This is a genomic window from Sphingobacterium sp. LRF_L2 (assembly GCF_965644235.1).
Taxonomy (GTDB): Bacteria; Bacteroidota; Bacteroidia; order Sphingobacteriales; family Sphingobacteriaceae; genus Sphingobacterium.
This window is the reverse complement of the sequence record NZ_CBFFRI010000004.1, coordinates 492,565-513,936: the sequence shown is the minus strand read 5'-3', so window position 1 is coordinate 513,936 and position 21,372 is coordinate 492,565. Positions and strand designations below refer to the sequence as shown.

At 42.9% G+C, this 21,372-nt stretch carries 18 protein-coding genes; 12 read left to right on the top strand and 6 right to left on the bottom strand.

The window, feature by feature from the left end; genetic code table 11:
- Positions 1-47: 47 nt before the first annotated feature.
- The 5 genes from ACSZOX_RS10970 to ACSZOX_RS10950 are packed head-to-tail and all read right to left on the bottom strand — an operon-like array spanning position 48 to position 4,301.
- Positions 48-749 (bottom strand): nitroreductase family protein, encoded by a 702-nt coding sequence (locus ACSZOX_RS10970; RefSeq protein WP_437920000.1) that lies wholly within the window; start codon positions 747-749, stop codon positions 48-50.
- Positions 742-1,827: an RnfABCDGE type electron transport complex subunit D gene (locus ACSZOX_RS10965; protein ID WP_437919999.1), complete on the bottom strand. Its 1,086-nt coding sequence runs from the start codon at positions 1,825-1,827 to the stop codon at positions 742-744. The genes ACSZOX_RS10970 and ACSZOX_RS10965 overlap by 8 nt, the downstream gene beginning before the upstream one ends.
- Positions 1,824-3,080 (bottom strand): electron transport complex subunit RsxC, encoded by a 1,257-nt coding sequence (gene rsxC, locus ACSZOX_RS10960; protein WP_437919998.1) that lies wholly within the window; start codon positions 3,078-3,080, stop codon positions 1,824-1,826. Before rsxC ends, ACSZOX_RS10965 begins: the two co-directional genes overlap by 4 nt.
- Positions 3,059-3,997 (bottom strand): FAD:protein FMN transferase, encoded by a 939-nt coding sequence (locus ACSZOX_RS10955; RefSeq protein WP_437919997.1) that lies wholly within the window; start codon positions 3,995-3,997, stop codon positions 3,059-3,061. Before ACSZOX_RS10955 ends, rsxC begins: the two co-directional genes overlap by 22 nt.
- Entirely contained in the window at positions 3,972-4,301 is a 330-nt protein-coding gene (locus tag ACSZOX_RS10950; RefSeq protein ID WP_437919996.1) for a hypothetical protein, read from the bottom strand. The genes ACSZOX_RS10955 and ACSZOX_RS10950 overlap by 26 nt, the downstream gene beginning before the upstream one ends.
- Before the next feature lie 153 nt (positions 4,302-4,454).
- Between ACSZOX_RS10950 and ACSZOX_RS10945 the strand changes: the two genes are divergently transcribed.
- Complete coding sequence (locus tag ACSZOX_RS10945; RefSeq protein WP_437919995.1) at positions 4,455-5,465, top strand: sensor histidine kinase; 1,011 nt, start codon at positions 4,455-4,457, stop codon at positions 5,463-5,465.
- A gap of 4 nt (positions 5,466-5,469) precedes the next feature.
- Complete coding sequence (locus tag ACSZOX_RS10940; RefSeq protein ID WP_437919994.1) at positions 5,470-6,174, top strand: LytR/AlgR family response regulator transcription factor; 705 nt, start codon at positions 5,470-5,472, stop codon at positions 6,172-6,174.
- Between the two features lie 48 nt (positions 6,175-6,222).
- On the opposite strand, the gene ACSZOX_RS10935 is transcribed toward ACSZOX_RS10940, so the two are convergent.
- On the bottom strand, positions 6,223-6,801 hold the full coding sequence (locus tag ACSZOX_RS10935; protein ID WP_437919993.1) for an RNA polymerase sigma factor: 579 nt from the start codon (positions 6,799-6,801) through the stop codon (positions 6,223-6,225).
- Positions 6,802-6,981: 180 nt separating this feature from the next.
- On the opposite strand from ACSZOX_RS10935, the gene ACSZOX_RS10930 reads away from it, so the two are divergent.
- The 10 genes from ACSZOX_RS10930 (at position 6,982) to ACSZOX_RS10885 (ending at position 21,303) form a co-directional block, all read left to right on the top strand.
- On the top strand, positions 6,982-8,124 hold the full coding sequence (locus ACSZOX_RS10930) for a FecR family protein (RefSeq protein WP_437919992.1): 1,143 nt from the start codon (positions 6,982-6,984) through the stop codon (positions 8,122-8,124).
- Positions 8,125-8,290: 166 nt separating this feature from the next.
- Positions 8,291-11,731 (top strand): TonB-dependent receptor, encoded by a 3,441-nt coding sequence (locus ACSZOX_RS10925; protein ID WP_437919991.1) that lies wholly within the window; start codon positions 8,291-8,293, stop codon positions 11,729-11,731.
- Positions 11,732-11,749: 18 nt separating this feature from the next.
- Positions 11,750-13,204 carry a RagB/SusD family nutrient uptake outer membrane protein gene (locus ACSZOX_RS10920; RefSeq protein ID WP_437919990.1) on the top strand — a complete coding sequence of 485 codons (1,455 nt, stop codon included), beginning with the start codon at positions 11,750-11,752 and terminating at the stop codon, positions 13,202-13,204.
- Between the two features lie 43 nt (positions 13,205-13,247).
- Positions 13,248-14,891 (top strand): sulfatase family protein, encoded by a 1,644-nt coding sequence (locus tag ACSZOX_RS10915; RefSeq protein ID WP_437919989.1) that lies wholly within the window; start codon positions 13,248-13,250, stop codon positions 14,889-14,891.
- 370 nt (positions 14,892-15,261) lie between these two features.
- Positions 15,262-15,945 carry an SRPBCC family protein gene (locus tag ACSZOX_RS10910; protein WP_437919988.1) on the top strand — a complete coding sequence of 228 codons (684 nt, stop codon included), beginning with the start codon at positions 15,262-15,264 and terminating at the stop codon, positions 15,943-15,945.
- A gap of 225 nt (positions 15,946-16,170) precedes the next feature.
- A complete protein-coding gene (locus tag ACSZOX_RS10905; protein ID WP_437919987.1) occupies positions 16,171-16,506 on the top strand; it encodes a hypothetical protein in 336 nt (111 codons plus the stop codon).
- A 1-nt stretch (position 16,507) separates the two neighbouring features.
- Positions 16,508-17,008: a hypothetical protein gene (locus ACSZOX_RS10900; RefSeq protein WP_437919986.1), complete on the top strand. Its 501-nt coding sequence runs from the start codon at positions 16,508-16,510 to the stop codon at positions 17,006-17,008.
- A 196-nt stretch (positions 17,009-17,204) separates the two neighbouring features.
- Positions 17,205-17,645 (top strand): hypothetical protein, encoded by a 441-nt coding sequence (locus ACSZOX_RS10895; RefSeq protein WP_437919985.1) that lies wholly within the window; start codon positions 17,205-17,207, stop codon positions 17,643-17,645.
- 25 nt (positions 17,646-17,670) lie between these two features.
- Entirely contained in the window at positions 17,671-20,358 is a 2,688-nt protein-coding gene (gene ligD / locus ACSZOX_RS10890) for a DNA ligase D (RefSeq protein WP_437919984.1), read from the top strand.
- A gap of 147 nt (positions 20,359-20,505) precedes the next feature.
- Positions 20,506-21,303 carry an SDR family NAD(P)-dependent oxidoreductase gene (locus ACSZOX_RS10885; RefSeq protein ID WP_437919983.1) on the top strand — a complete coding sequence of 266 codons (798 nt, stop codon included), beginning with the start codon at positions 20,506-20,508 and terminating at the stop codon, positions 21,301-21,303.
- Positions 21,304-21,372 lie beyond the last annotated feature (69 nt).

Here is a 21,372-nt window from a genome sequence, read left to right as displayed (position 1 = left end):
TGTAGGCTTTGTGCTATGGAAGCTGTTTGTTTTGTGGCGATAGCCATTTAGCGTATGTATTTTACTTTGTCGCTATAGCGAATAGGGGCCGTAGGATTCTCATCGGGATAGCCTAATGCTACATTGGCCATCACTTCGTAACCTTCGGGTATGTTGAGGATATCCAAAATATCTTTATTTTCAGGTCGTGTTAGGGTGGGGACCAGTCGTCCAATGGGGCAGGTTCCTAAACCCAGTGCATGTGCACTTAGTAAAATGGTCTGCAGCATGATGCCCACATCGACTCGTGATTTGACATTATTGGAATCGCCTGCGATAACGATTAGCACTGGAGCATGGTGGTAAGTGCTAAATTCTGGATTTCGGGCATTGGCTAGTTCTGTCGATGGGGGGGATTGTCGCCATCGCTCGTTGATCTCTGTCAACACTTTCTTGTTCTTAATGACGCGAACTTCCCAGGGTTGGGCATTTACTGCACTTGGCGCAAAAATGGCGCAACGCATCACCCTATCCAAAATTTCTTGGTCAACTTCTTGTTCGGTATATTTTCGAATAGACCTTCTATTCAATATGTTATCGATTATGGCCTCTTTGTTTTCGCCTTCATAAAGCTGTGGTTTTTCGGAAGTGGGCGAACAGGCTGTCGCCAGAAATGGCAGTGCTCCCAAAGCTCCTAAGGACCCTAAAAATTTTTGTCTGCTGATTTTTGTATCAGCCGCTGTGCTGGCTTTATTCTTATTGTTAAACATATTTGTTCACGGATTTGAAAAATGAAAAATTAAATTTGAGAATCGTATAGATGATGTAAAGGAAAAGGACATAGTGCTGGGCTTCATACCAATAAAGCGTAAGAATGGCAAATGCAACGGTCAGGATCTTGATAACGAGTATCGCCAACGCTTCTATCGTTTTGAGTGGCTGTTTAGGTTCTGACCAAGCTCGTGGTTTCATAAGTTCACTGATCGCTGGAGAGAAACCATTCATTAAAAGGATGGCGTAAGACATGTATTCAAAACGAACGCCTGCTTTTAAGAAAATGAAAATGCATACTCCTATCATGGCGCCATAGATTAGTTTTCCGTTTTTCGTGGTTGGGCTGGATGGCATGTCTGTAGCCATGTAAGTGGTGCCAAAGAGTATACCGGCTAAGGAGTAGGGAAGAACTTCGTTCCAATTTAACCATTCTAAGAGAAAGAAAGTGCCTAACAGTGCTGTAGGTATATGCCAGGAGATTCGTTTCCGCAACAGTAAATACAGTCCCCCAAAAATAATGGCAATAATGGAATATTCGCCAAGGGCACCACTGGGTTTGTAGAGCAGCTCGGAAAGGTAGCTTGAGGTATAGGCTGACTGTAGCGAAGGCAAGATATGGATTTGCTCTTTTTGCACGAGTTCACTGGTTTTCCATACAAGAGGAGATGTCATGATGCTCGAAAAGAAAATGGACATAAACTCCCGGCCTACTAGTGCAGGGTTGAAGAGGTTTTTCCCTAAGCCTCCCCAGATAATTTTGCCGAAAACAATTGCCGAAAAGGAACCGAAGGCTACTATATACCAAGGGGTAAGTGGAGATAGGGTGCAAACGAGTAAAATTGCCGTAATAATTGCTGAACCGTCACGAAGGCTGTTTCCTTTTTTTAATAGGATTTTAGAAAAGAGAAGTTCGCTGATGACGGCGCTTGCGATAGCTGTTCCTAATTGATAGACTATGACTACTCCGAAGGCGATGAAAGCTGCTGCCAAAATAGGGATGAGGGCAATGAGTACATCGAACATAACCATTGATGTACTATTGAACGCGGGTTTTATCGTGTGACGTGTGTTCATCGTTGTAGAAGTTTTTTTCCGTGAAAGATGCTTTCCATCAAGGGGACATCGCTTGGACAGATGTAGGAGCATGCTCCGCATTCTATGCACTGTGGAAGGTGGTAGGACTGCAATTTTTCGACTTGATCTTCTGCGGCGTAGCGAACGAATTCAAGCGGCATCAAATGTTGTGGACATACATCCACGCAGGCTCCGCATTTGATGCAGTTTGCTGCATTTTGTTTTTGTTCTTTCAACAGAAGCACTCCTCCTGCACCTTTATGGATGTAGGCGTTAGCAGGATCTACTTTTTTTCCCATCATAGCGCCTCCGAGAATGACAATGTGCTCGGCTAAATTTACGTGCTGCTGCGTTTCCCGGATGAGATGGGCGAGCGATGTTCCGATTTTTAGTTGGTAGTTCCCCTGCATACGGCTCTTATCTCCCGATAAGGTTGTAATTCGCTCCACAAAAGGTTTGCCCTCATAAAGGGCTTGGTAAATTGCCCATAGGGTTCCGACGTTATTGAGTAAGATACCGTGACGTGAGGGAATATCGCCTTTTTTTATCTCTATACCTGCAACGGCTTTAATAACTTGCAGTTCTCCTCCTTGAGGATAGCTGTCAGGGACTGTGCAAAATGTGACCTGTATGCCTAATTCCTGAGCTGCTTTCTTCAGGATCTTCGTAATATCTTGGTTCTGTTTTTCTAATACAAAGACGATGCGTTTGATGTCGAAGATCTGTTGCATGAAGCTAGCCGCCTTTAGAAGCTCCTGAGGTTTACGCTGCATAAGAATGGCATCTGCACTGAGGTATGGTTCGCATTCTACACCATTGAATATCAGGGTATGGATAGGTGTTTCGTTTAATTGATACTTGAGTTGGGTTGGAAAGCGGGAGCCACCGGCACCTTCTATTCCGTACTGCATTAGAAAGGTACTGAAATTCGCTGCGTTTAGCGTGGAATGATCAATGGGCGCGGTCTCGATTTCCATCTGCTCAAAGTCGTTCTCCAGCTGCAGGTGTGGTATTCCTTCGATGTCAATCATCGCTTTTATGACGCCGGAGACTGGAGCGTGCAATGTGCTGGCAAATGTTCCTTCTGAAATAGCGATGCATTGGTATTTGAGGACTTGCTCTCCGATGCTGACAACAGGCTTGAGGTTATGGTTACCATAAGCATGAAGCGAAAGGTAGAAGTCTGCAGGATCCCTGATCGTTTGAACTGGAGATTGTTTGGTCTTATATTTTAGGGATGGTATGTAGAGCATAAATTGGTTGTGTGCCTTCCATATGCGTCGATATGGAAATAATTGAACGTAAATGATTTTTCTAACTTTGCGATGGTTTCGGGTAGGATGTCGGATGCGACCGTGAAAATTGCGGTAGATAGAACGTCGGCGGTAAATGCATCGTCACACCAAACACCGGCTTGTAGCGTACGGGATGGATAGCCTGTCGCCGCATTTAGAATATGTCCGTAAGATTGACCTCCCAGGGTTATTTGGTTGATACTGCGTGCCGACAAACAGAAACTTTGGTTAGAAAGGACCGTTTTTCTGTTAGCGCTGTTGTTCTTGGCAATAGGATCGGGAATCTGTACGGTCCATGTCGGGTGTAGATGATCATTTACTCCTGAAATCGTACTACCGCCTGCATTGATAATGAAGTCTTCTAGACCGAGCGCTCTGAGATACTTAACCAGTTTGTCAACAGCAAAGGATTTGATGAAGGAACCTGTAATAAGTTCTTGCTCTTGCAAAATCTTTACTTTCGTGTGTTCGAGTCTTATGTTACCGAAGTTTACCTGTGCGAGTGCTTGCTTAATTTCCTTATCATCGGGTACAGTATCAGGGTTTGATCGGTAAAATCCCCATAATCGGAGCAAGGGCATACAACTGATATCGTATGCGCCAGCTGTGGCTTCGCTGACTGTCGCGATGGTTCGCAACATATCATGCGTTGGCCCGTCTATATCGACCCAATTTCCTGCTTGTTGGTTGATTTGATGGAAGTAAGAGCCTTCTTGGTAGGAGTTATACTGCTTATCTATTGTTTCCAGAAGCTGGAAGCTGTTTGCCAGCACCTCTTCGCCAAACGCTATAGGGATCTTCACTTTGATGTGGCAGTGAAAAATATAACGCGTCTGTGAAAGATAGGTCTTAATTGCTGTCTGAGGCTTGTTCATCGTCATTTGTCTCCACAGTGGTTGTGTACTTTCGTTCTGGTCTGTTCACGTTGCTGGTTCCGATAGAAATCGTCTGAAAATTGACGTATTCATTTTTCCAGGTGTTTTTTACCGAATCATAACGAAGTTCCTGCACTTCAAATTCCTTCTGGAATTCTGCTTGCGCTTCGACAGCAGCCGCTGCTTTGTCTGACTTCTTCTTTTGCTCCGCAAGAAACTTTTCCCAATACTGCCGATTTCCAAATAATAGCAGGGCTACACCGACGCTATATAAGAGAATATCACGTGACTTAATTTTTACCATGTTCTGTATATTCAGCTATTGAATGCAGCAAATTTATCCTTTAAGGGATAATTGATGCCTATTTTTTCGGTATAAATGACGAACACCGTTTATCATTAAAATGAGTGTTCCTTTTTGTAGATTGTTATATTTGTATGTGAAATCTACGAGTGGATGAAGAGGTTTGTCGATAGAAAATGGGTGCTAGAAATAGGGATACTTGTTTCGTCATTTATTTTGTTTGTCTTGAACGACTGGATATTTATCAGTACGGTGACGAGCTTCAGCTTGGGCATCATCTATTATTTGGTCTTATATACGCATGCGCAGTTAAACCGGTTTTATGTTTTTCCCTTGCTTTTGCAAAAAAGAAATGTCTACTTGTACGGTATCTTTACCTTACTGGGCTTCTTGATTTTTGCGGCGATACTGACGCAAATTGCGCAGCTTTTTCTCTATAAGGTTTGCTTCCTTCATAATAATCCGGTCAAACTGTCTTTTCGTTATCAATTCGGAATATTGGTAGGGTCGTATATTTGTATAGCGGGAACGTCTTTATTTGTAGAGTATTATCGTAAGCAACGTAAAGAGTCCAGGCAGGAAATTTTATCCAACAGGACAAAAATTGATTTGCTCAATAAGCAGTTGAATCCGCATTTTTTGTTTAACACACTGAATACGATTTACGGACTGAGTATTGAATTTCCGGAACGGACTCCGGATACGATTATCAAAGTGTCGGATTTACTTCGCTATCAACTGGAAAGTAGTTCGAAAGAATCGGTCTCCTTGCGTGATGAGATTAATTTTATCGAGAGCTATATTTCGATTGAACGGGAGCGGATAGGCTACCGCTGCGAAATCCAGCTGAATGTGGATATCGATCGCCTGGATACGTATTCTATAGCGCCCATGATCGTGTTTACCTTTGTTGAAAATGCTTTTAAGCATGGGACTGATAACATTAAGGATAACTTTATTACCATAGATATTACTGCAGTAGATGCTGTTTTGAAATTGAAAATCAGTAATTCGCTCGCGAAGAATAAGCGGAATATTGTGTCTACTAAAGTTGGACTGGAAAATACGCAAGCGCGATTGCAGCTGATCTACCCGGAAAGTCATATGTTAACGCTGACAAGTACGGAAAGTCAATTTGATACTTTTCTTCAGATAGCCTTATAAGATTATGAGCGAACAACTGGCCTGTATTATTGTGGATGACGAACCGGCAGCACATCTGGTGTTGAAAAACCATATTTTAAAAGATGGCCGCATCGTCTTAGCGGCTCAATTTTATAATATCGTGGACGCTAGGGCTTTTCTCGAATCCAATAACGTCGATTTGATACTGCTGGATATTCAATTGCCAGAGATTACGGGATTGGAGTTTCTTCGATCTTATCCTAATGCGCCCAAAACAATACTAACAACGGCTTTCTCCCAATATGCGCTGGAAAGCTATGATTATGCGGTGGTCGACTACCTCTTAAAGCCAATCTCACAACAGCATTTCCAACGTGCTATCGATCGGTTTATTTCGTACATTGCTACACCTACACCGGCTAAAAAGGAGTTCCTTACAATAAAAGTCGACAGGGAGATGCTCGAGATCGAGCAGAAGGATATTGACTATGTCCAAAGCTTTGGCAATTATGTGAAGGTTTTTATGGGTGAAGCTTATTACCTCGCTTCTACTACGACCCAGGAAATCATACAAGATCTTTCTCCGGAAGCCTTTGTGAGAATACACAAGTCTTATGTTGTGAACTTGAAGAAAATTACTAGCTATGAGGATAGAAAACTTGTACTGGGATCTGTGGAGCTTCCCATTGGATTAATTTATAAACGGGAGGTAATGCGTAAGCTGGAATTGCTCCATTCGCGTGATTAGCGTTCTGCTGTGCCTTGTGTTTTGAGGATTTAAACCGACTTATATTTTTTATAAGTTGTAGATCCAGAGTAGGGTTAGTACAACAGATTTGTTGTAATTCTTTAATAAGAAACGATTTGCTTTAGTTATGTGATCGTTAATGGCGGCCTCGGATACGGCCAGCATCTTACTGGCTTCTGCATAGCTTTTACCCTCTAATTTGCACAGTTTAAAGACTAGCTTTCGCTGCGGTGGTAGTAGTTCTATGGTTCTTATGAGCTCCTCATCGGCAAGTAATTGTATTTTTAAGCTCTCGGAATCGAGCGTCTCCGATAGCTTTGACCATAGTTCTTGTGCGAGCTTTTCGTCTTTTGCTACTTTGCGGTAGTAATCAAATACCAAATTGGTGCCTACCTTGTAGATGTACGAGGCAATAGGCTTGTCTATATCAATACGGTTCCTGCTCTCCCATATACGAACGAATACCTCTTGCATGATTTCTTCGACCATATCCCCTGAACGTAGTAAGGTAAATAGACTGTTTGCCAATTGTCGCTTGTGACGTTGATATATGTTTTCGAAAGCCAAATGGTCGCCATCCCTCAATAAGGCCAAAGTTGCTTTTTCATCAAAATCTGTTGTAGTCATCGTCGTCGTATAATTAAAACCTTCAAATCTGATAGGATAATTGCCTGCTAAAGGCAACCGTTGCTACGGTTTAGGTAGGCAACGGAGCAAATATAAATTAAAATCTACTAAACTTGTAGTTTTTTTTATTTTGCAGCTATTGGTTTTCTTAAAAGCCACGTATTAATCAAAAATACATCGATGACAGGACGAGAGGAATTGCACGTGCTTTGGCAAAAATATACCGCGAAGGAAATAGATAAGCAGGAGTTTGACCGATTGCTGGAACTTATTCGGGATCCGGATAAGGAGTATGAAGTGAAGTCTTTGATTTATTTGATGCTATCCGCGGATGCCGACGAACCTGTTGCATTCGATGTGGATAAGGTATTGGCACGTACCGACGCTGGTATAGGAAAAATAGGTGCGAGGAGAAAGAATATTGGCTTGTATAGACGAATGATGCCTTATGCGGCGGCTATTCTTCTTCTTGGAGGTTTGGTAACGTTTTTAGGTTACCAATGGCATCAGAACAAGGACAGTAGTGCAAAAAGATTTATACAGGCTGATGTTGCTCCTGGAGGTAACAAGGCGACGCTGACAGTAGCAGGAAAGAGCTATGTGCTGAGTGAAAAGCATAACCGGATTAAAACGGATGGAAATGTGCTTTTGTACCAAGATGGGACGGCTATTACGGATCGGCAGATGGAGTCGGCTGTGGCCGAGATCGCGACGCCGCGTGGTGGCCAGTATCGCATTACCTTACCGGACGGAACAAATGTGATTGTCAATGCGGCAACCAAACTCCGCTACCCTTTACACTTTGAAAAAGATAAGCGCGAAGTGACTTTGGAGGGGGAAGCGTATTTTGAGGTGGCACATGAGGCTGATCGCCCTTTTTATGTGAAGACCGAAAAGCAGAACATCAAAGTGTTGGGTACAAAATTTAATATGTCGACATACGCTAAAGAGCCTTCGGTTACAACATTGATTGCGGGAAGCGTCGAAGTGACGTCGCCATTATCCGGAGAAGTGAAACGCTTGCTGCCTGGGCAACAGGCTGTTCTGACAAAAGGCGCATTTGATATTAAGCATGTGAACACCAAAGATTATATCGCCTGGACGCAGGATATATTTTCTTTTAATAATATGTTACTCAGTGATATCCTAAAACATTTGGAGCGTTGGTACGATGTGGAGGTGGTTTTTGCACCGAGCTTCAAAGATCGACGTTTTTTTGCGGAGATTCCACGTGATAGGATGCTCTCGATTTCCTTGGCAGCACTGGCCAGCTACGGGGAAGTAACATTTGAACAGCAAGGAAGGAGGATTATAGTGAAATAGTTATTAACCTATTATGATATACAGCGGGGCGTAAAAAGGCCGGTACTGCGGTAACAGTCCGGCCGAATATTGGACCCGAAGCATTTAATCGTTTTGCAAATTAAAAATATCCAACGGATACAAAAGTACAGGTTATTGTGTGGCTACGCAAGTCTAGCGTATACATATGGGGCTGTACTTCGGTATCCACATGATGAGCTATATGAAAGATTTACATAGATGGCAAAGAGGCCTTCTTCTACAAAATAAAATAAGTACCTGTATCGGGCATGGGCAAACCTATAAGGTTGTGTTTTCATTGATCTTTTTCAATTTATTCCTTACAATGGGCTTCGCGCAAAGTATCAGTTTGTCAGCGACGAATCAGCCTTTGTTGCAGGTGATCAAGCAATTACGTGAGCAGACGGATTACGCGTTTGTTTTTGATGCTGATTTGCTTAGCAAATCGAAGCCTGTTACGGTAAAACTGACCAAAGTGCCGTTGGAAAGCGCACTAAAGGCTGTCTTTAAAAATCAAATCTTGGATTATGATATTAAAGATAAGACCATTACGTTGCGGATCAAAAATACGGGAGCTGGCGAAAATCGTTCGAAGGAGGGAAAGACAAGTCCCATTATTAACGCGGCATTGGTGGGAAAGGTCGTTGATGCAGGAACGGGTGCGGGACTGGAAGGTGCAACGGTTCAGCTTGATGCGGTGACGCATAGTGTGTATACGGATCATGACGGTCGTTTCGAACTTGTTACTGGACAGAAGTTACCGTTTACGGTTATTGTTTCTTCTGTTGGTTACGAAACACAAAGGTTGGTGATAACTGCTTCGCCGGCGACAATTGCACTTAGGCCTTCGAATGTGGATTTAGACGAGGTTGTCGTCGTGGGCTATGGTACGCAAAAGCGTTCGGACCTTACCGGGGCTATTTCGTCGATTTCATCGGCTGACGTGAGAAACACGGTAACGGCATCTTTTGATAATATATTGAAAGGGAAGGCGTCTGGTGTGCAGGTAACTACCACCTCGCATCAGCCTGGTGGTGGAACAAGCATCCGCGTGCGGGGGAATAACTCGGTGAATACGGGTAGCGAGCCACTGTATGTGATCGATGGCTTTCCGGTCTATAACGACGATTCGGGTGCGAGTGCGGGTGTGACCGCCGGCCCGCGCGTCAATGCATTGAGTCAATTGAATACAGCGGATATTGAGTCTATCGAAATCCTTAAGGATGCGTCTGCTACGGCTATTTATGGTTCCCGTGGTGCAAACGGGGTAGTGATTATTACTACAAAAAAGGGCAAGGAGGGAAAAACGCTGTTGGAATTTGGTGCCTACTATGGTTTGCAGAAGGTACGCAAGACTATTCCGCTGCTGAATGCGACTGAGTTTGCGCTGTTGGTTAACGATGCGAACGATAGTGAGGTGTATTCGCAGGACGAAATAGCTTCGTTTGGCGAAGGGACAAACTGGCAGGATGAGATTTTCAGAACCGCACCTTTGCAGAACTACAACCTAAGTGTCTCGAGTGGCGACAGTAAAAAACGCTATGCTGCGAGTATCAACTATTACGATCAGGACGGTATTGTCATTAATTCGGGATTTAAACGTTTGTCAGCACGGTTTAATTATGAGCAAAAGGTACACGAGAAGCTTACGTTTGGCAATAATTTTACGTTTAGCCGAAGTGATGCGAATCAGGCGTTGAGTGCGACAGGGGGGGGCGAAGGGGGAATTGGTCCGGTGCAGGCGGCGTTGACATTTTCGCCTATTTTACCGGTATACAATGCCGACGGTAGCTATGTGCTTCAAAATGATCGTGGTATTGCTATGGGAAATCCCGTGGCAACGGCGCTGGAGATTACGAACAAAGCGTTCACCTACCGTACCTTAGGTAATATTTTTGCAGAATATCAGATTGTCAATGGTTTGCGGTTTCGTACGAGTGTTGGAGCTGATATCAGTAGCAACCGAGAAACTTACTACGCTCCGCGTACAACCTTGGCGGGTTTTAGTGTGAATGGCAGTGGAAAGGCCGGTAGTGCAAGTTCCTATTCGTGGCTGAATGAAAATACATTATCGTACGATAACACATTCGGTAAACATGCGATCAACGTACTTGGGGGATTTACAGCGCAACAGTACGAACGTCAGCTGGTATCTACAGCCGCGACTGGTTTTATTAATGATCTGCTGGGGGCAAATAACTTAGCGTCTGCCTCCAATATTGGCACGCCAAATACCAATATAACAAAATGGAGCTTATTGTCTTATATCGGTCGCCTAAACTATGGATTTAATAATCGCTTGTTGCTAACAGCAACGGGACGGATTGATGGTTCCTCAAAATTTGGGGACAACAATAAATATGGATTTTTTCCGTCTGCAGCTATTGCTTATAAGTTTACGGAAGAGGAATTTATTAAAAATTTGGGGATATTCAGTGAGCTGAAGCTCCGTGCCAGCTATGGTAGGACAGGAAATCAGGAAATTGCGAGCTACCAGTCGTTGGCAAGCCTTGCGGATCTGAGCTACGTGATCGGTGATAATGTGGTCACAGGTTTTTCGCCTGGAAATATTCCGAACGCTGATTTGAAATGGGAAACGACTTCGCAGTATGATGTGGGTACGGAGATAGGCTTGTTTAATGGTGCGCTCAACTTGACGGCAGATCTGTACTATAAAAAGACGAATGATATGCTGTTGAATACGAATGTGCCTTGGTCCAGTGGGTTCTCGTCGGCACTTCGTAATGTGGGGAGTGTTGAAAATAAAGGATTGGAACTGGGACTGCAGGCAAAAATTATGGATCGCAAACTGAGGTGGACTGCCCAGGCGAATATTGCGTTTAATCGGAATAAGGTTCTCGATCTGGGGCCTGTTACCGAAATTTTAACCGGTGAAATCAACAGTTACCTAAAAATATCGGATCCTATTGTCATTCGGCCGGGTAACCCAATCAGTAGTTTTTATGGCTATGTGAGTGATGGTATTTTTCAATCGACTGATGATATTGCAGGCGGTGCGCAGCCTAATGCGAGTCCTGGCGATCGACGTTATAAAGACTTGGATGGTAGTGGTGTGCTAGATGCTGCGGATCGTACATTTATAGGAAATGCGGATCCGAAGTTCTTTGGTGGAATGTCACACAACTTAAGCTATAAAAATTTCGATCTGAATGTGTTTGTTAATTGGGTATATGGTAATACGATACTGAATAGTACGCGCGCGGATTTGGAATTGCCTACGGGTCAGAAAAATAGTGGGGCTGCGGTGAAGGATCGATGGACATCAACCAATCCAAGCAATACGATTCCGAGAGCGAGCCTCACACGGTCTTTTCTTTTTTCGGATGCGTTGTTGGAAGATGGATCGTTCCTTCGTCTAGGGACAGTTACTTTCGGTTATACGTTTAGAGGAGAACAGCTCCGCACCAGGGCGTTTAATAGCCTACGGTTGTATGTTTCGGCCTTGAATCCATGGACTTGGACCAACTATACGGGCTATGATCCAGAGGTAAACCGAAGTGGAAAAGATAATATTTTGCGCGGAATTGATTCGGATGCTTATCCGAGTGCAAAAACTTTTCTATTCGGACTTAATCTTAATTTTTAATGATTTATATACTTTGAAATGAAGAATAACTTTATTCTATATCCACTTCTGTTTCTTGTTTTAGGGACGGTATCTTCTTGTAAGGATTTCTTACAGGAGGATGCGCCATCAACGATGACAACGGACAATTTTTACAAGACGGAGGCTGATGCGGAGGCGGCGGTGGCGGCAGTCTATGACGGGATTTACTCTAGGCAACTCTACCTGCTCTCGGAACTGCCTACCGATAATGCGGAGTGTGGTCAAGGCGTGGCTAATTCGTATATATTTGCTTTAGATGGTTTTACATTTGGTCCTGTAAATGATCGTATTGAAACTTTGTTTAGTGCAATTTATGCGACCGTAAATGATGCGAATGTGGCGGTTGCTAAAATACCGGAAATCAGTTTTGATGAAACGAAACGAAATAGGTTGGTTGCCGAAGCGCGCTTTTCGAGGGGCTTGCTGTATTATTACCTGGTCCGCTTTTTTGGTGCTGTACCTTTGGTGCTCGAACCGACAACTTCTGCTGAAAACCTGAATGTCGCGAAAAGTTCGGTGGAAGAGGTGTATGCCAGCATTATTGCGGATGCAACTTTTGCCGAAGAACACCTGGATGAGGTGAATGCTTCCAGCGATGCTGGAAGAGCAACGAAAGCGTCTGCTAAAATACTATTGGCGGATGCATATCTTACGTTGAAGGACTACGAAAATGCGCGTATTAAGGCCAAGGAGGTTATTGATCTGCAGAGCTATGGTTTGGAAGCAGATTATTTTGATCTTTTTACACCGGAGAATAAGTTTAATAAGGAATTTTTATTTGCGATACAAAATAAAGGTTTTACGGGAAGCTCTACGGGCTTTAGTATGTCTATGTATCTTCCAAGAAGCCTTATCCCTTTGCCTGGTGGTGGAAAAGTTGCGGGAAATAGTGCCGATGTGCCTACGCAGGAATATTATGACAGCTTTGCTGCTGGAGATTTGAGACGGGATCGTACGTTCTTTACAAGTTACGATGCGGGAGCGGGGGCAGTGACCTTTAAACCTCATTGGTATAAGTATTTTGATGCCGCGGCAATACAAAACTTAGGGGAAGCTGATCTTAATTTTGCTATTTTTAGGTATGCGGATGCTTTGTTGATCTATGCGGAAGCGTTGAATGAGCTTCAGGATGGACCTACAGCAGAGGCTTATGATGCCATCAATCGTATTCGAAGAAGGGCGTATGGGAAATCGATTACGACGAGCGACGCGACTGTTGATCTGGTCAACTTGACGAAAGCGGATTTTCAGGAGGCGGTATTGAATGAGCGACGCTGGGAATTTGGCTACGAAAATAAACGTTGGTTTGATCTGGTGCGCACAGGCAACTTGCTGTCTGTATTGCGTAGTAAGGGAAATGCAAATGTACGCGATTATCATGTGCTGTTTCCTATCCCACAGCGCGAACTATCAGTTAATTCGAATTTAACGCAAAACGAGGGTTATAATTAACACGAAGTCTTACTTTTTATCTACAGTGATCCATTAAAAAAATATGAAGAAACGATTTTTACTTTTGACAGGCTGCTTATTGGGAATAAGTGGTTTGTTCGCTCAACAAAAGAAACCTAATATTTTATTTATCTTTTCGGACGACCATGCTTACCAAGCTATAGGTGCATACGGTAATAAATATGCAAAAACGCCTAATATTGATAAGATTGCGAACGAGGGAGCCGTTTTCCAGAATTTTTTGGTGACAAATTCGATTTGTGGACCGAGTCGTGCTAATCTATTGACGGGAAAGTATAGTCATCAAAATGGCTATAAGGCAAATGAAGGTGTGTTTAATGTACAGCAACAGCTTTTTAGCCGACTGTTAAAGCAGGCAGATTACCAGACTGCTTGGGTGGGAAAATGGCATCTTGGAAACTTGCCGGGGGATGCTTTTGATTATTGGAATGTATTGCCTGGTCAGGGGCAGTATTATAATCCAGACTTTATTAATCCCAATAACGATACCATACGCATGGAAGGTTACGTGACGAATGTGATTACGGAGCTGGCAACGGATTGGCTGGACCAACGGGATGATAGTAAACCATTTTTCCTGGTGGTGGGCGAGAAGGCTACACACCGCGAATGGCTACCGGATTTGGAGGACCTTGGGGCCTATGATGATGTTGACTTTCCGTTGCCAGAGACTTTTTACGATGATTACAATGGAAGGGTTGCAGCAGCGGATCAGGATATGACCATTGATAAAACCATGCGTTTGAAGGAGGATCTGAAGGTGCATAAGTATGAGGACGATAATCGGAGCCGCGAAAAGAAGTTGGAGGAATTTACGAAGGCGTATCTAGGGACGACCGTGGATAGCTTATCGGATCAACAGAAGAGACAAGTGGAAAGGTATCTTCGTTCGACTACCGATAGGTTTAATCCGGAGCAAAAAGCTAAAATTCAGGCGTATTACGATAAGATCAGTAAGGAATTTGATGCCAAGAATTTGACGGGTAAGGCACTGGTAGAATGGAAGTATCAGCGTTACATCAAAGATTATTTATCTACAGCGAATGCGTTGGACCGAAACATTGGTAAACTATTGGATTACCTGGATGCACATGGTTTGGCTGAAAATACGATTGTTATTTATGGTTCGGATCAGGGGTTTTACCTGGGTGAACATGGTTGGTTTGACAAGCGTTTTATTTACGAAGAGTCGTTGCGGACTCCTTTTGTGATTAAGTACCCTCATGTGGTGAAACCAGGGACAAAAATCAATCAGCAGTTGCTTAATATTGATTGGGCACCTACCTTGTTGGATATTGCTGGCGTGAAGGTTCCTAACGATATCCAGGGTGAATCTTTCTTAAATGTTTTGCAGAGCAATGGACGTGTGGAACATTCCCGCAAGGCTACGTATTACCATTATTATGAATTTCCGCAGCCACATCATGTTTCTCCGCATTTCGGCGTGCGTACCGATCGCTATAAATTGGTGCGTTTTTACGGTCCGAAAGATTACTGGGAGTTGTACGACCTACAGAAGGATCCGAATGAGCTCGTGAACGAATATAGTAACGCTTCGTATAAAAAAGTGATTAGTCAATTGGCGGGCTACTTAACGGAATCCATCGATAAATATGAGGATAGCGAAGCTAAAGCGATATTGAAAGCGGAACAGGCAAAACATTAATTACTTGTTCGTGCCAGAAATGAAGAAAAGCATGGGAGATAACCCATGCTTTTTTTGTGAAGATTGCAATGGGAGGTTGATGAAAACTCGATCGATGTAGTTCTATAGCGTTGAAAACGAAGGCAATGCAATGGGGGAATCTACCTAAAATAGGCTGAATCGAATCTGAATGCTCTTTTGTTTGTTATACATGTGGAATGTCCATGATTGGAAACCGAATGTAATGAGCTCATTGATTCTATTGGAATTAAACACGATCAATAAACACAAATGAAGATAACCGAGCGAAATGAGCTCTCCAAAGGAAATCTGGACATTTCATATAAAATAAAGTAAGACGTAAAGGCATAAAAACAAAAAACAAAAAAGTATGGATATCACAAAGATCACCGAACGTAAACATACGCATCCCGTAGCTGATTTTGCCAAAATTTTAGCGATATGTGCGGCGCAAGGAATTTTATTGACAAATACAAGATGTATACCTCTTCCGGTCAAAATAGCGTCGAGTGCGCTTCTTTTTTATATGGGATTGACGGGTAAATTGCCTTTCATTACGTTATTACGAAGGCTCAACGAAAATCATGGACAACTCAATTGTAAGGTGGAGGCTATCATCCGACAAAGACCTGATCGGGTGTTCGCTTACCTTCGTGATTTTACCAATTTAACAAAGCATTTCTCTTGGGTGAAGTCGGTAAGTCCGTTAAACGGTACCTATAGTGGATGGCACGTGGAGGCGGATCTTTTAGGTGTGACTGCGAAATGGGATTTTTTCATCGTAAAGGAAAGGGATAATGAATTTTTGGGTTGGAGCACGGCGAATGATACGGTATTTTATAATAGTGGTAAGTTTGAAGTGCATCCAGGTAGATCGCCTGAAGAGACACGGTTGGAATTTGTTTTTAGTTATACACCGCCGGCCGGGAAATTTGGCAAGAGCGTCATACAGCCTTTTCATGCTTTAGTCGAAGATTATGTTGCTGGTTATATTCAGGAAGTTGGCCGTTTGTTAGAAAATGGGCATGACGAAGTTACTGATATGGTAGAGTAACGTTAAAAAAAAGCCTTGTGGGAAAGGTCACAAGGCTTTTTTGGTGGAGAGCTGTTATATACCAACCTGTAGTCCGTATTAATTCTGTTTTTTTCCTTACAACTACCTGTTCGTTGTTTAAAAACACGTAAAATGTGATCTCCGATAAGGCGCGGCTTGGCATTGGTCTGTGAATTGCTAGTTTCTGCAAAGGATAATATTAATAGTCAAGAAAGGAAATATAACATGAAGAAGGAATTGGAAACAATATTAGCGGAAAGAAATCAATTGGTGTATAACTCCTGCTGTGGCTTGGAACCACTAACGGATCAGAAGGTGCTTTACTATTACGTAGGAAAGCGAAGTATCGATTACCTAGGGGATGATTTAACGGATGATACCATCGTCAATGTATTTTTTGATATCGCGGAGATTGACGAAAGGGGACGGATTAATATTTCGGATCCGCACTATGGGTATGTACCGATAAAATTCAAATTTTTGAAAGCTGGAACAGCACCATTGGATATCAAGAGATTGGCGGATTATTATAGAAAAAGTATAGATTCAAATGTTGCGTAGAATGGAGCATAGGAGTAATTCAAACGAGGAAACGCAGGAATTAGGTGTTTCTAGAAATAAGATGTATAAAAGTAACCTTCCTATGGAGCTTCTCAAGAAAAGAAACGAAGCGTTGAAGGTGGGCGATAAGAGGTGTTTTGAAGAGGCCTTACTTGAAAATGGGCAAATAGCGATAGGTTTCGAGCTTCGCTCATACGATCGTATTGCCGCGAATTTGTTGCGCTTGAGTTCTTATAGAGCAATGCGGTTCTTAGCTGATGAAGGAGTAACACTGCTTCGTGCTGATATGCCAGGAGCAAAGGAGGACGCAATATACACCGCTTTAATTGCTTCTCCAGAAGAGGTGTTGCGTAAATTGAAGGAAAATAGAGGCAGCGAAGAGGCGATCTATATCGTACCTGATGAGATAATGGGGCTTCCTCATATTTGGATTGATGTAGCCGAATTAGTAGGTTTTGGTCATGCGGAAGCCGCTTTATCATCTTTAACATTATCGGCTTAATGATTTTGTATATAAATGGAAAGGAAGACCTGGGGCTTGTACACCCAGGTCTTTTTTGTATAAAGAAGAGGAATATCCTATTGCTGGGGTGTTTTTCTGGGGGCTGATTTCTGAAAAAAATGACAAAACTTTCGCTGTTTTCTGCGTTAATTAAATAAACATGCTTATGAAAATTACTAACCAAATAATACGATAAATGATGAAAGGTCTAAATGTAGGAATAATAAGTGCAAGCAGGAGTTGGCGGTTTGCCATGCAAATGTTATTGCAGCAGGAGTCGGGCGAACTATTGGATGTTATTTTCGAATATGGGTGGTCCGACGCGATGGAGGATACGCAGGTGTTGAATGCGCATAAGTTGGATGTTTTGTTGCTAGATCTCGAATTGGCAGTGGTAGATCTTCATCGTATTGCTGATCGTCTGAGTGAAATGACCTCAACGGCTAAAATTATTTTTTTGGTGAATGAAGAAATTCCACACTTGAAGCCTTTATTTAGTGGTCTTTCTTGTGCGATTCTACCTCGAATAGGCTCTTCTAATTTAATAGTTTCCACGTTGAAAGGGCTTTTACAACGCATAGGAATACCGCCGGTTCTTGCGTCGACGTTTGCCTCACGTCCGCGGTCAACAGGTTAGTACTTTCTCTCAAAAAATGGATGACATGGCTTTATCGAAATATAAGAAGAAGCGTGATTTTAAACAGACGCCTGAACCAAAAAGTGGTAAACCGGGAAAAAAATCATTGCGTTTCGTGGTGCAAAAACACGATGCAAGAGCTTTACACTATGACTTCCGTTTAGAGATGGATGGGGTGCTGAAAAGTTGGGCAGTGCCTAAAGGTCCCTCCTTAAATCCGAAAGATAAACGGCTTGCTATGATGACCGAAGATCACCCCTATGATTACAAGGATTTCGAAGGAAGTATTCCTGCGGGTAACTATGGTGCAGGTGAGGTTATCGTATGGGATGCAGGAACCTATGAGCCGATCAGCAAAGGAACAGGTAAAAAGTCCAATGAACGATTGTTACTAAAGGAACTTGCAGCAGGATCTCTTAAGTTTGTCTTGCATGGTGAAAAGCTAAAAGGTGAGTTTGCCTTGGTACAAATGAGAGGGAAAGGGGATAACGCTTGGCTTTTGATCAAGCATAACGATGATTATGCAGGGAGCGAAGATATCACAAAGAAAGATCGCTCTGTAAAAACCAATAAAACATTGGCTGATCTCAAGCAGACAGCAATTGGTACGGCGTCGCTCGGCAAGGAAAAGAACGCTGCAGGGAGCGGTACGACGAAAGTACGCCGTAAGTTGGAGGTGCAACTTGATCCGAATGCAATCTTGGAAACGAAGCCTTTGCGGAATAAAAAGCAGGCTTTAGGGAAAGCAACGACTTCGGCATTTCCAAAACATGTAAAGCCTATGTTGGCGACACTAACCGATCGGTCTTTTGATGATGATGAATGGGAATTTGAAGTAAAATGGGACGGATACCGAGCAATAGCGTGTTGTCGTAAAGAACAAGTGCAACTCCGCTCGCGTAATGATAAGTCTTTTAATGAGAAATATTATCCTATTGTCGACGCTTTGCAGGATTGGGACATCGAAGCTGTGCTAGATGGGGAAGTTGTGGTATTGAACGACGAGGGGCTGTCTGATTTTGCTGCACTGCAAAATTGGCGAGAAGACGAGGACGGCACACTCTACTATTATGTGTTTGATATCTTGTGGTATAACGGAAAAAACGTAATGGGACTTCCTCTACGGGAGAGAAAAGCGATTTTGCAGTCTATTGTTCCGAAAACGGGAAGAATACGTGTTGGTTATAGCGTGTCTACACAAGGTACGGATTTCTATCTGGCGGCGCAACAGATTGGTTTAGAGGGTATAATCGCTAAACGTTCGGATAGCCGTTATTTACTGGGTAAACGTACGCGCAATTGGTTGAAGGTGAAGGTGCAGAAGCGACAGGAGGTGGTTATTGCTGGATATACTAAAAATGAAGGTTCTAGCAAACTTTTTAGTTCTCTACTTCTTGCTGTCTATGAAGGGAAGAAGCTACGCTATGTAGGAAAGGTGGGAACGGGATTTACCGAGCGTAAACAACGGGAGCTTCTTCAACTGTTTAAGCCACTTCAACGTAAGACGAGTCCCTTTAAGGGAGATGTTGAGTATAATAAAGCGACGCAATTTCGGCCGAATCCCCTCAACGCTCAGGTCACTTGGCTCCGGCCGACTGTCGTTTGTGAGATAAATTTTTCGGAGGTAACAGCGGACGGAGTGTTCCGACATCCAGCATTTATTGCGCTACGGGAGGATAAGGCGGCTTCGACAGTAACACTTGAAAAACCGCGGGCTGCAGGGAAAGTTAGGACAGATCATAAAAAGGATGGAACAAAAGGTAATAAGAAGCGTAACAATATGGCGCTAGATCCGACAGCTGAGTCGCAGATTCTCAAAATTGGAAAGAATGAGCTGAAATTAACCAATTTGTCTAAAGCGTATTGGCCGAAAGAAAAATATACGAAGCGAGATTTGCTACAGTATTATGAGCAGATGTCTCCATTCATCTTACCTTATCTCAAGGGACGACCGTTGTCTTTGAATCGTTTTCCGGATGGTATTGAGGGGGATAGTTTTTACCAAAAGGATGTGACAGGGAAAGTGCCGGATTGGATTGAACTTTTTCCTTATGAGGCCGATGGAGAAGCAAAAAACTATATGATGGCAAATGGAAAAGATGCTTTGCTTTATATGGTTAATTTAGGGACAATAGAACTCAATCCCTGGTTCAGTACGGCCAAGAAGCCAGATTATCCAACCTATTGTGTGTTGGATTTGGATCCTGATAAAAACAATACCTTTGGTCAAGTGATCGACGTAGCACGTACTATACATAGCTTGCTATCGTCTCTTGCTATTGATTCGTATTGTAAAACTTCCGGATCGACGGGCTTGCACATCTATATTCCTTTGGGCCAAAAATATACTTATGAACAAAGCCAACTATTCGCACGGTATATCGCTGGCGAAGTACATCAGCAAATGGCCGAAACAACGAGTGTGGAGCGGATGCTTGCCAAGCGTAAAGGAAAAATATACATCGATTTCCTACAAAATAAAGCAGCTGCGACGCTGGCATCTCCTTATTCTGTGCGACCTAAACCTGCTGCGCCTGTTTCTATGCCATTGCACTGGGAGGAGGTAAAGAAAGGCTTACGGATGACAGACTTTACGATAGAAAATAGTTTGGCAAGAGTCGAGGAGATGGGGGATATCTTTAAGCCTGTGCTGGGAAGAGGTATTGATTTGAAGAAACTTTTGAAAGAGTTGTTTACAGATAAGGAGGACTAATAGGCAGTTGAGCGTGATGCATAGGGGGCATGTACGTATTCTTTCTTGATTTTTTACGGGAAATGCTGTGTTTTTAGAACCTAAATTTCTTAAGGACGTTTCTTCTTTAGAAGATCGCGAATAAAGGTTCAACACAAAAGAAAGCGTATGAAAAATGAAAATTTGAAAAAATATGCCTTGATAACAGGAGGGACTTCGGGAATAGGCAGAGAATTGGTCACGTTGTTTGCTCAGGATGGCTACCATATCGTGATCGTGGCACGCACAGAGGAAGGTCTCGCAACAGTTAAGGATGAATTGGAAAGGAAATATCATGTTGAAGTGATTACCATCGCGAAGGATTTAAGTTTGGCAAATGCGGGATTCGAACTCTATCAAGAAATTCGCGATAAAAATATTTTTATTGATGTTTTAGTGAACGATGCAGGACAAGGTCAATATGGGCTTTTCACAAAGACAGATATCAACCGTGTGTTGGAAATTATTCAATTGAATATCATTTCCCTGACCACCCTGACATATCTATTCTTGAAGGATATGTTGGCACATGATAAAGGTAGAATATTGCAATTGGGATCCATAGCTTCGGAAATGCCGGGACCGTGGCAGGCGGTTTATCATGCTACGAAATCTTACGTGCTGTCGTTCTCAGAGGGTGTCGCACAAGAGATCAAAGGTAGCCAGGTAACAATCACTGTACTGGAACCGGGAGCGACAGATACAGACTTTTTTAATAAGGCTGGTATGCAGGACTCGAAAATTATGGATAGTAAATTGGGGAAAGCAAGCGAAGTTGCTAAAGATGGCTATGAGGGTTTGATGCAGGGAAAATCTAAGGTGATATCGGGTTTTAAAAATAAAGTTATAGTTACTGCGAGTAATGTGCTCCCTGATGTGCTTGTGGCTGAGCGGATGGGTAGGATGCAGGAACCAAAAAAACGGTAATAACAAGGTATTTTGTTAATAATCGGAAGGTGTTTACCATTATAGTAAGCACCTTTTTTGTGACCTAAA

Bases quoted from the DNA above. Each gene is read 5' to 3' on its own strand.
- ACSZOX_RS10970 (WP_437920000.1), bottom strand. From the start codon at position 749: ATGTTTAACAATAAGAATAAAGCCAGCACAGCGGCTGATACAAAAATC.
- ACSZOX_RS10965 (WP_437919999.1), bottom strand. From the start codon at position 1,827: ATGAACACACGTCACACGATAAAACCCGCGTTCAATAGTACATCAATG.
- rsxC (WP_437919998.1), bottom strand. From the start codon at position 3,080: ATGCTCTACATACCATCCCTAAAATATAAGACCAAACAATCTCCAGTT.
- ACSZOX_RS10955 (WP_437919997.1), bottom strand. From the start codon at position 3,997: ATGAACAAGCCTCAGACAGCAATTAAGACCTATCTTTCACAGACGCGT.
- ACSZOX_RS10950 (WP_437919996.1), bottom strand. From the start codon at position 4,301: ATGGTAAAAATTAAGTCACGTGATATTCTCTTATATAGCGTCGGTGTA.
- ACSZOX_RS10945 (WP_437919995.1), top strand. From the start codon at position 4,455: ATGAAGAGGTTTGTCGATAGAAAATGGGTGCTAGAAATAGGGATACTT.
- ACSZOX_RS10940 (WP_437919994.1), top strand. From the start codon at position 5,470: ATGAGCGAACAACTGGCCTGTATTATTGTGGATGACGAACCGGCAGCA.
- ACSZOX_RS10935 (WP_437919993.1), bottom strand. From the start codon at position 6,801: ATGACTACAACAGATTTTGATGAAAAAGCAACTTTGGCCTTATTGAGG.
- ACSZOX_RS10930 (WP_437919992.1), top strand. From the start codon at position 6,982: ATGACAGGACGAGAGGAATTGCACGTGCTTTGGCAAAAATATACCGCG.
- ACSZOX_RS10925 (WP_437919991.1), top strand. From the start codon at position 8,291: ATGGGGCTGTACTTCGGTATCCACATGATGAGCTATATGAAAGATTTA.
- ACSZOX_RS10920 (WP_437919990.1), top strand. From the start codon at position 11,750: ATGAAGAATAACTTTATTCTATATCCACTTCTGTTTCTTGTTTTAGGG.
- ACSZOX_RS10915 (WP_437919989.1), top strand. From the start codon at position 13,248: ATGAAGAAACGATTTTTACTTTTGACAGGCTGCTTATTGGGAATAAGT.
- ACSZOX_RS10910 (WP_437919988.1), top strand. From the start codon at position 15,262: ATGGATATCACAAAGATCACCGAACGTAAACATACGCATCCCGTAGCT.
- ACSZOX_RS10905 (WP_437919987.1), top strand. From the start codon at position 16,171: ATGAAGAAGGAATTGGAAACAATATTAGCGGAAAGAAATCAATTGGTG.
- ACSZOX_RS10900 (WP_437919986.1), top strand. From the start codon at position 16,508: ATGGAGCATAGGAGTAATTCAAACGAGGAAACGCAGGAATTAGGTGTT.
- ACSZOX_RS10895 (WP_437919985.1), top strand. From the start codon at position 17,205: ATGATGAAAGGTCTAAATGTAGGAATAATAAGTGCAAGCAGGAGTTGG.
- ligD (WP_437919984.1), top strand. From the start codon at position 17,671: ATGGCTTTATCGAAATATAAGAAGAAGCGTGATTTTAAACAGACGCCT.
- ACSZOX_RS10885 (WP_437919983.1), top strand. From the start codon at position 20,506: ATGAAAAATGAAAATTTGAAAAAATATGCCTTGATAACAGGAGGGACT.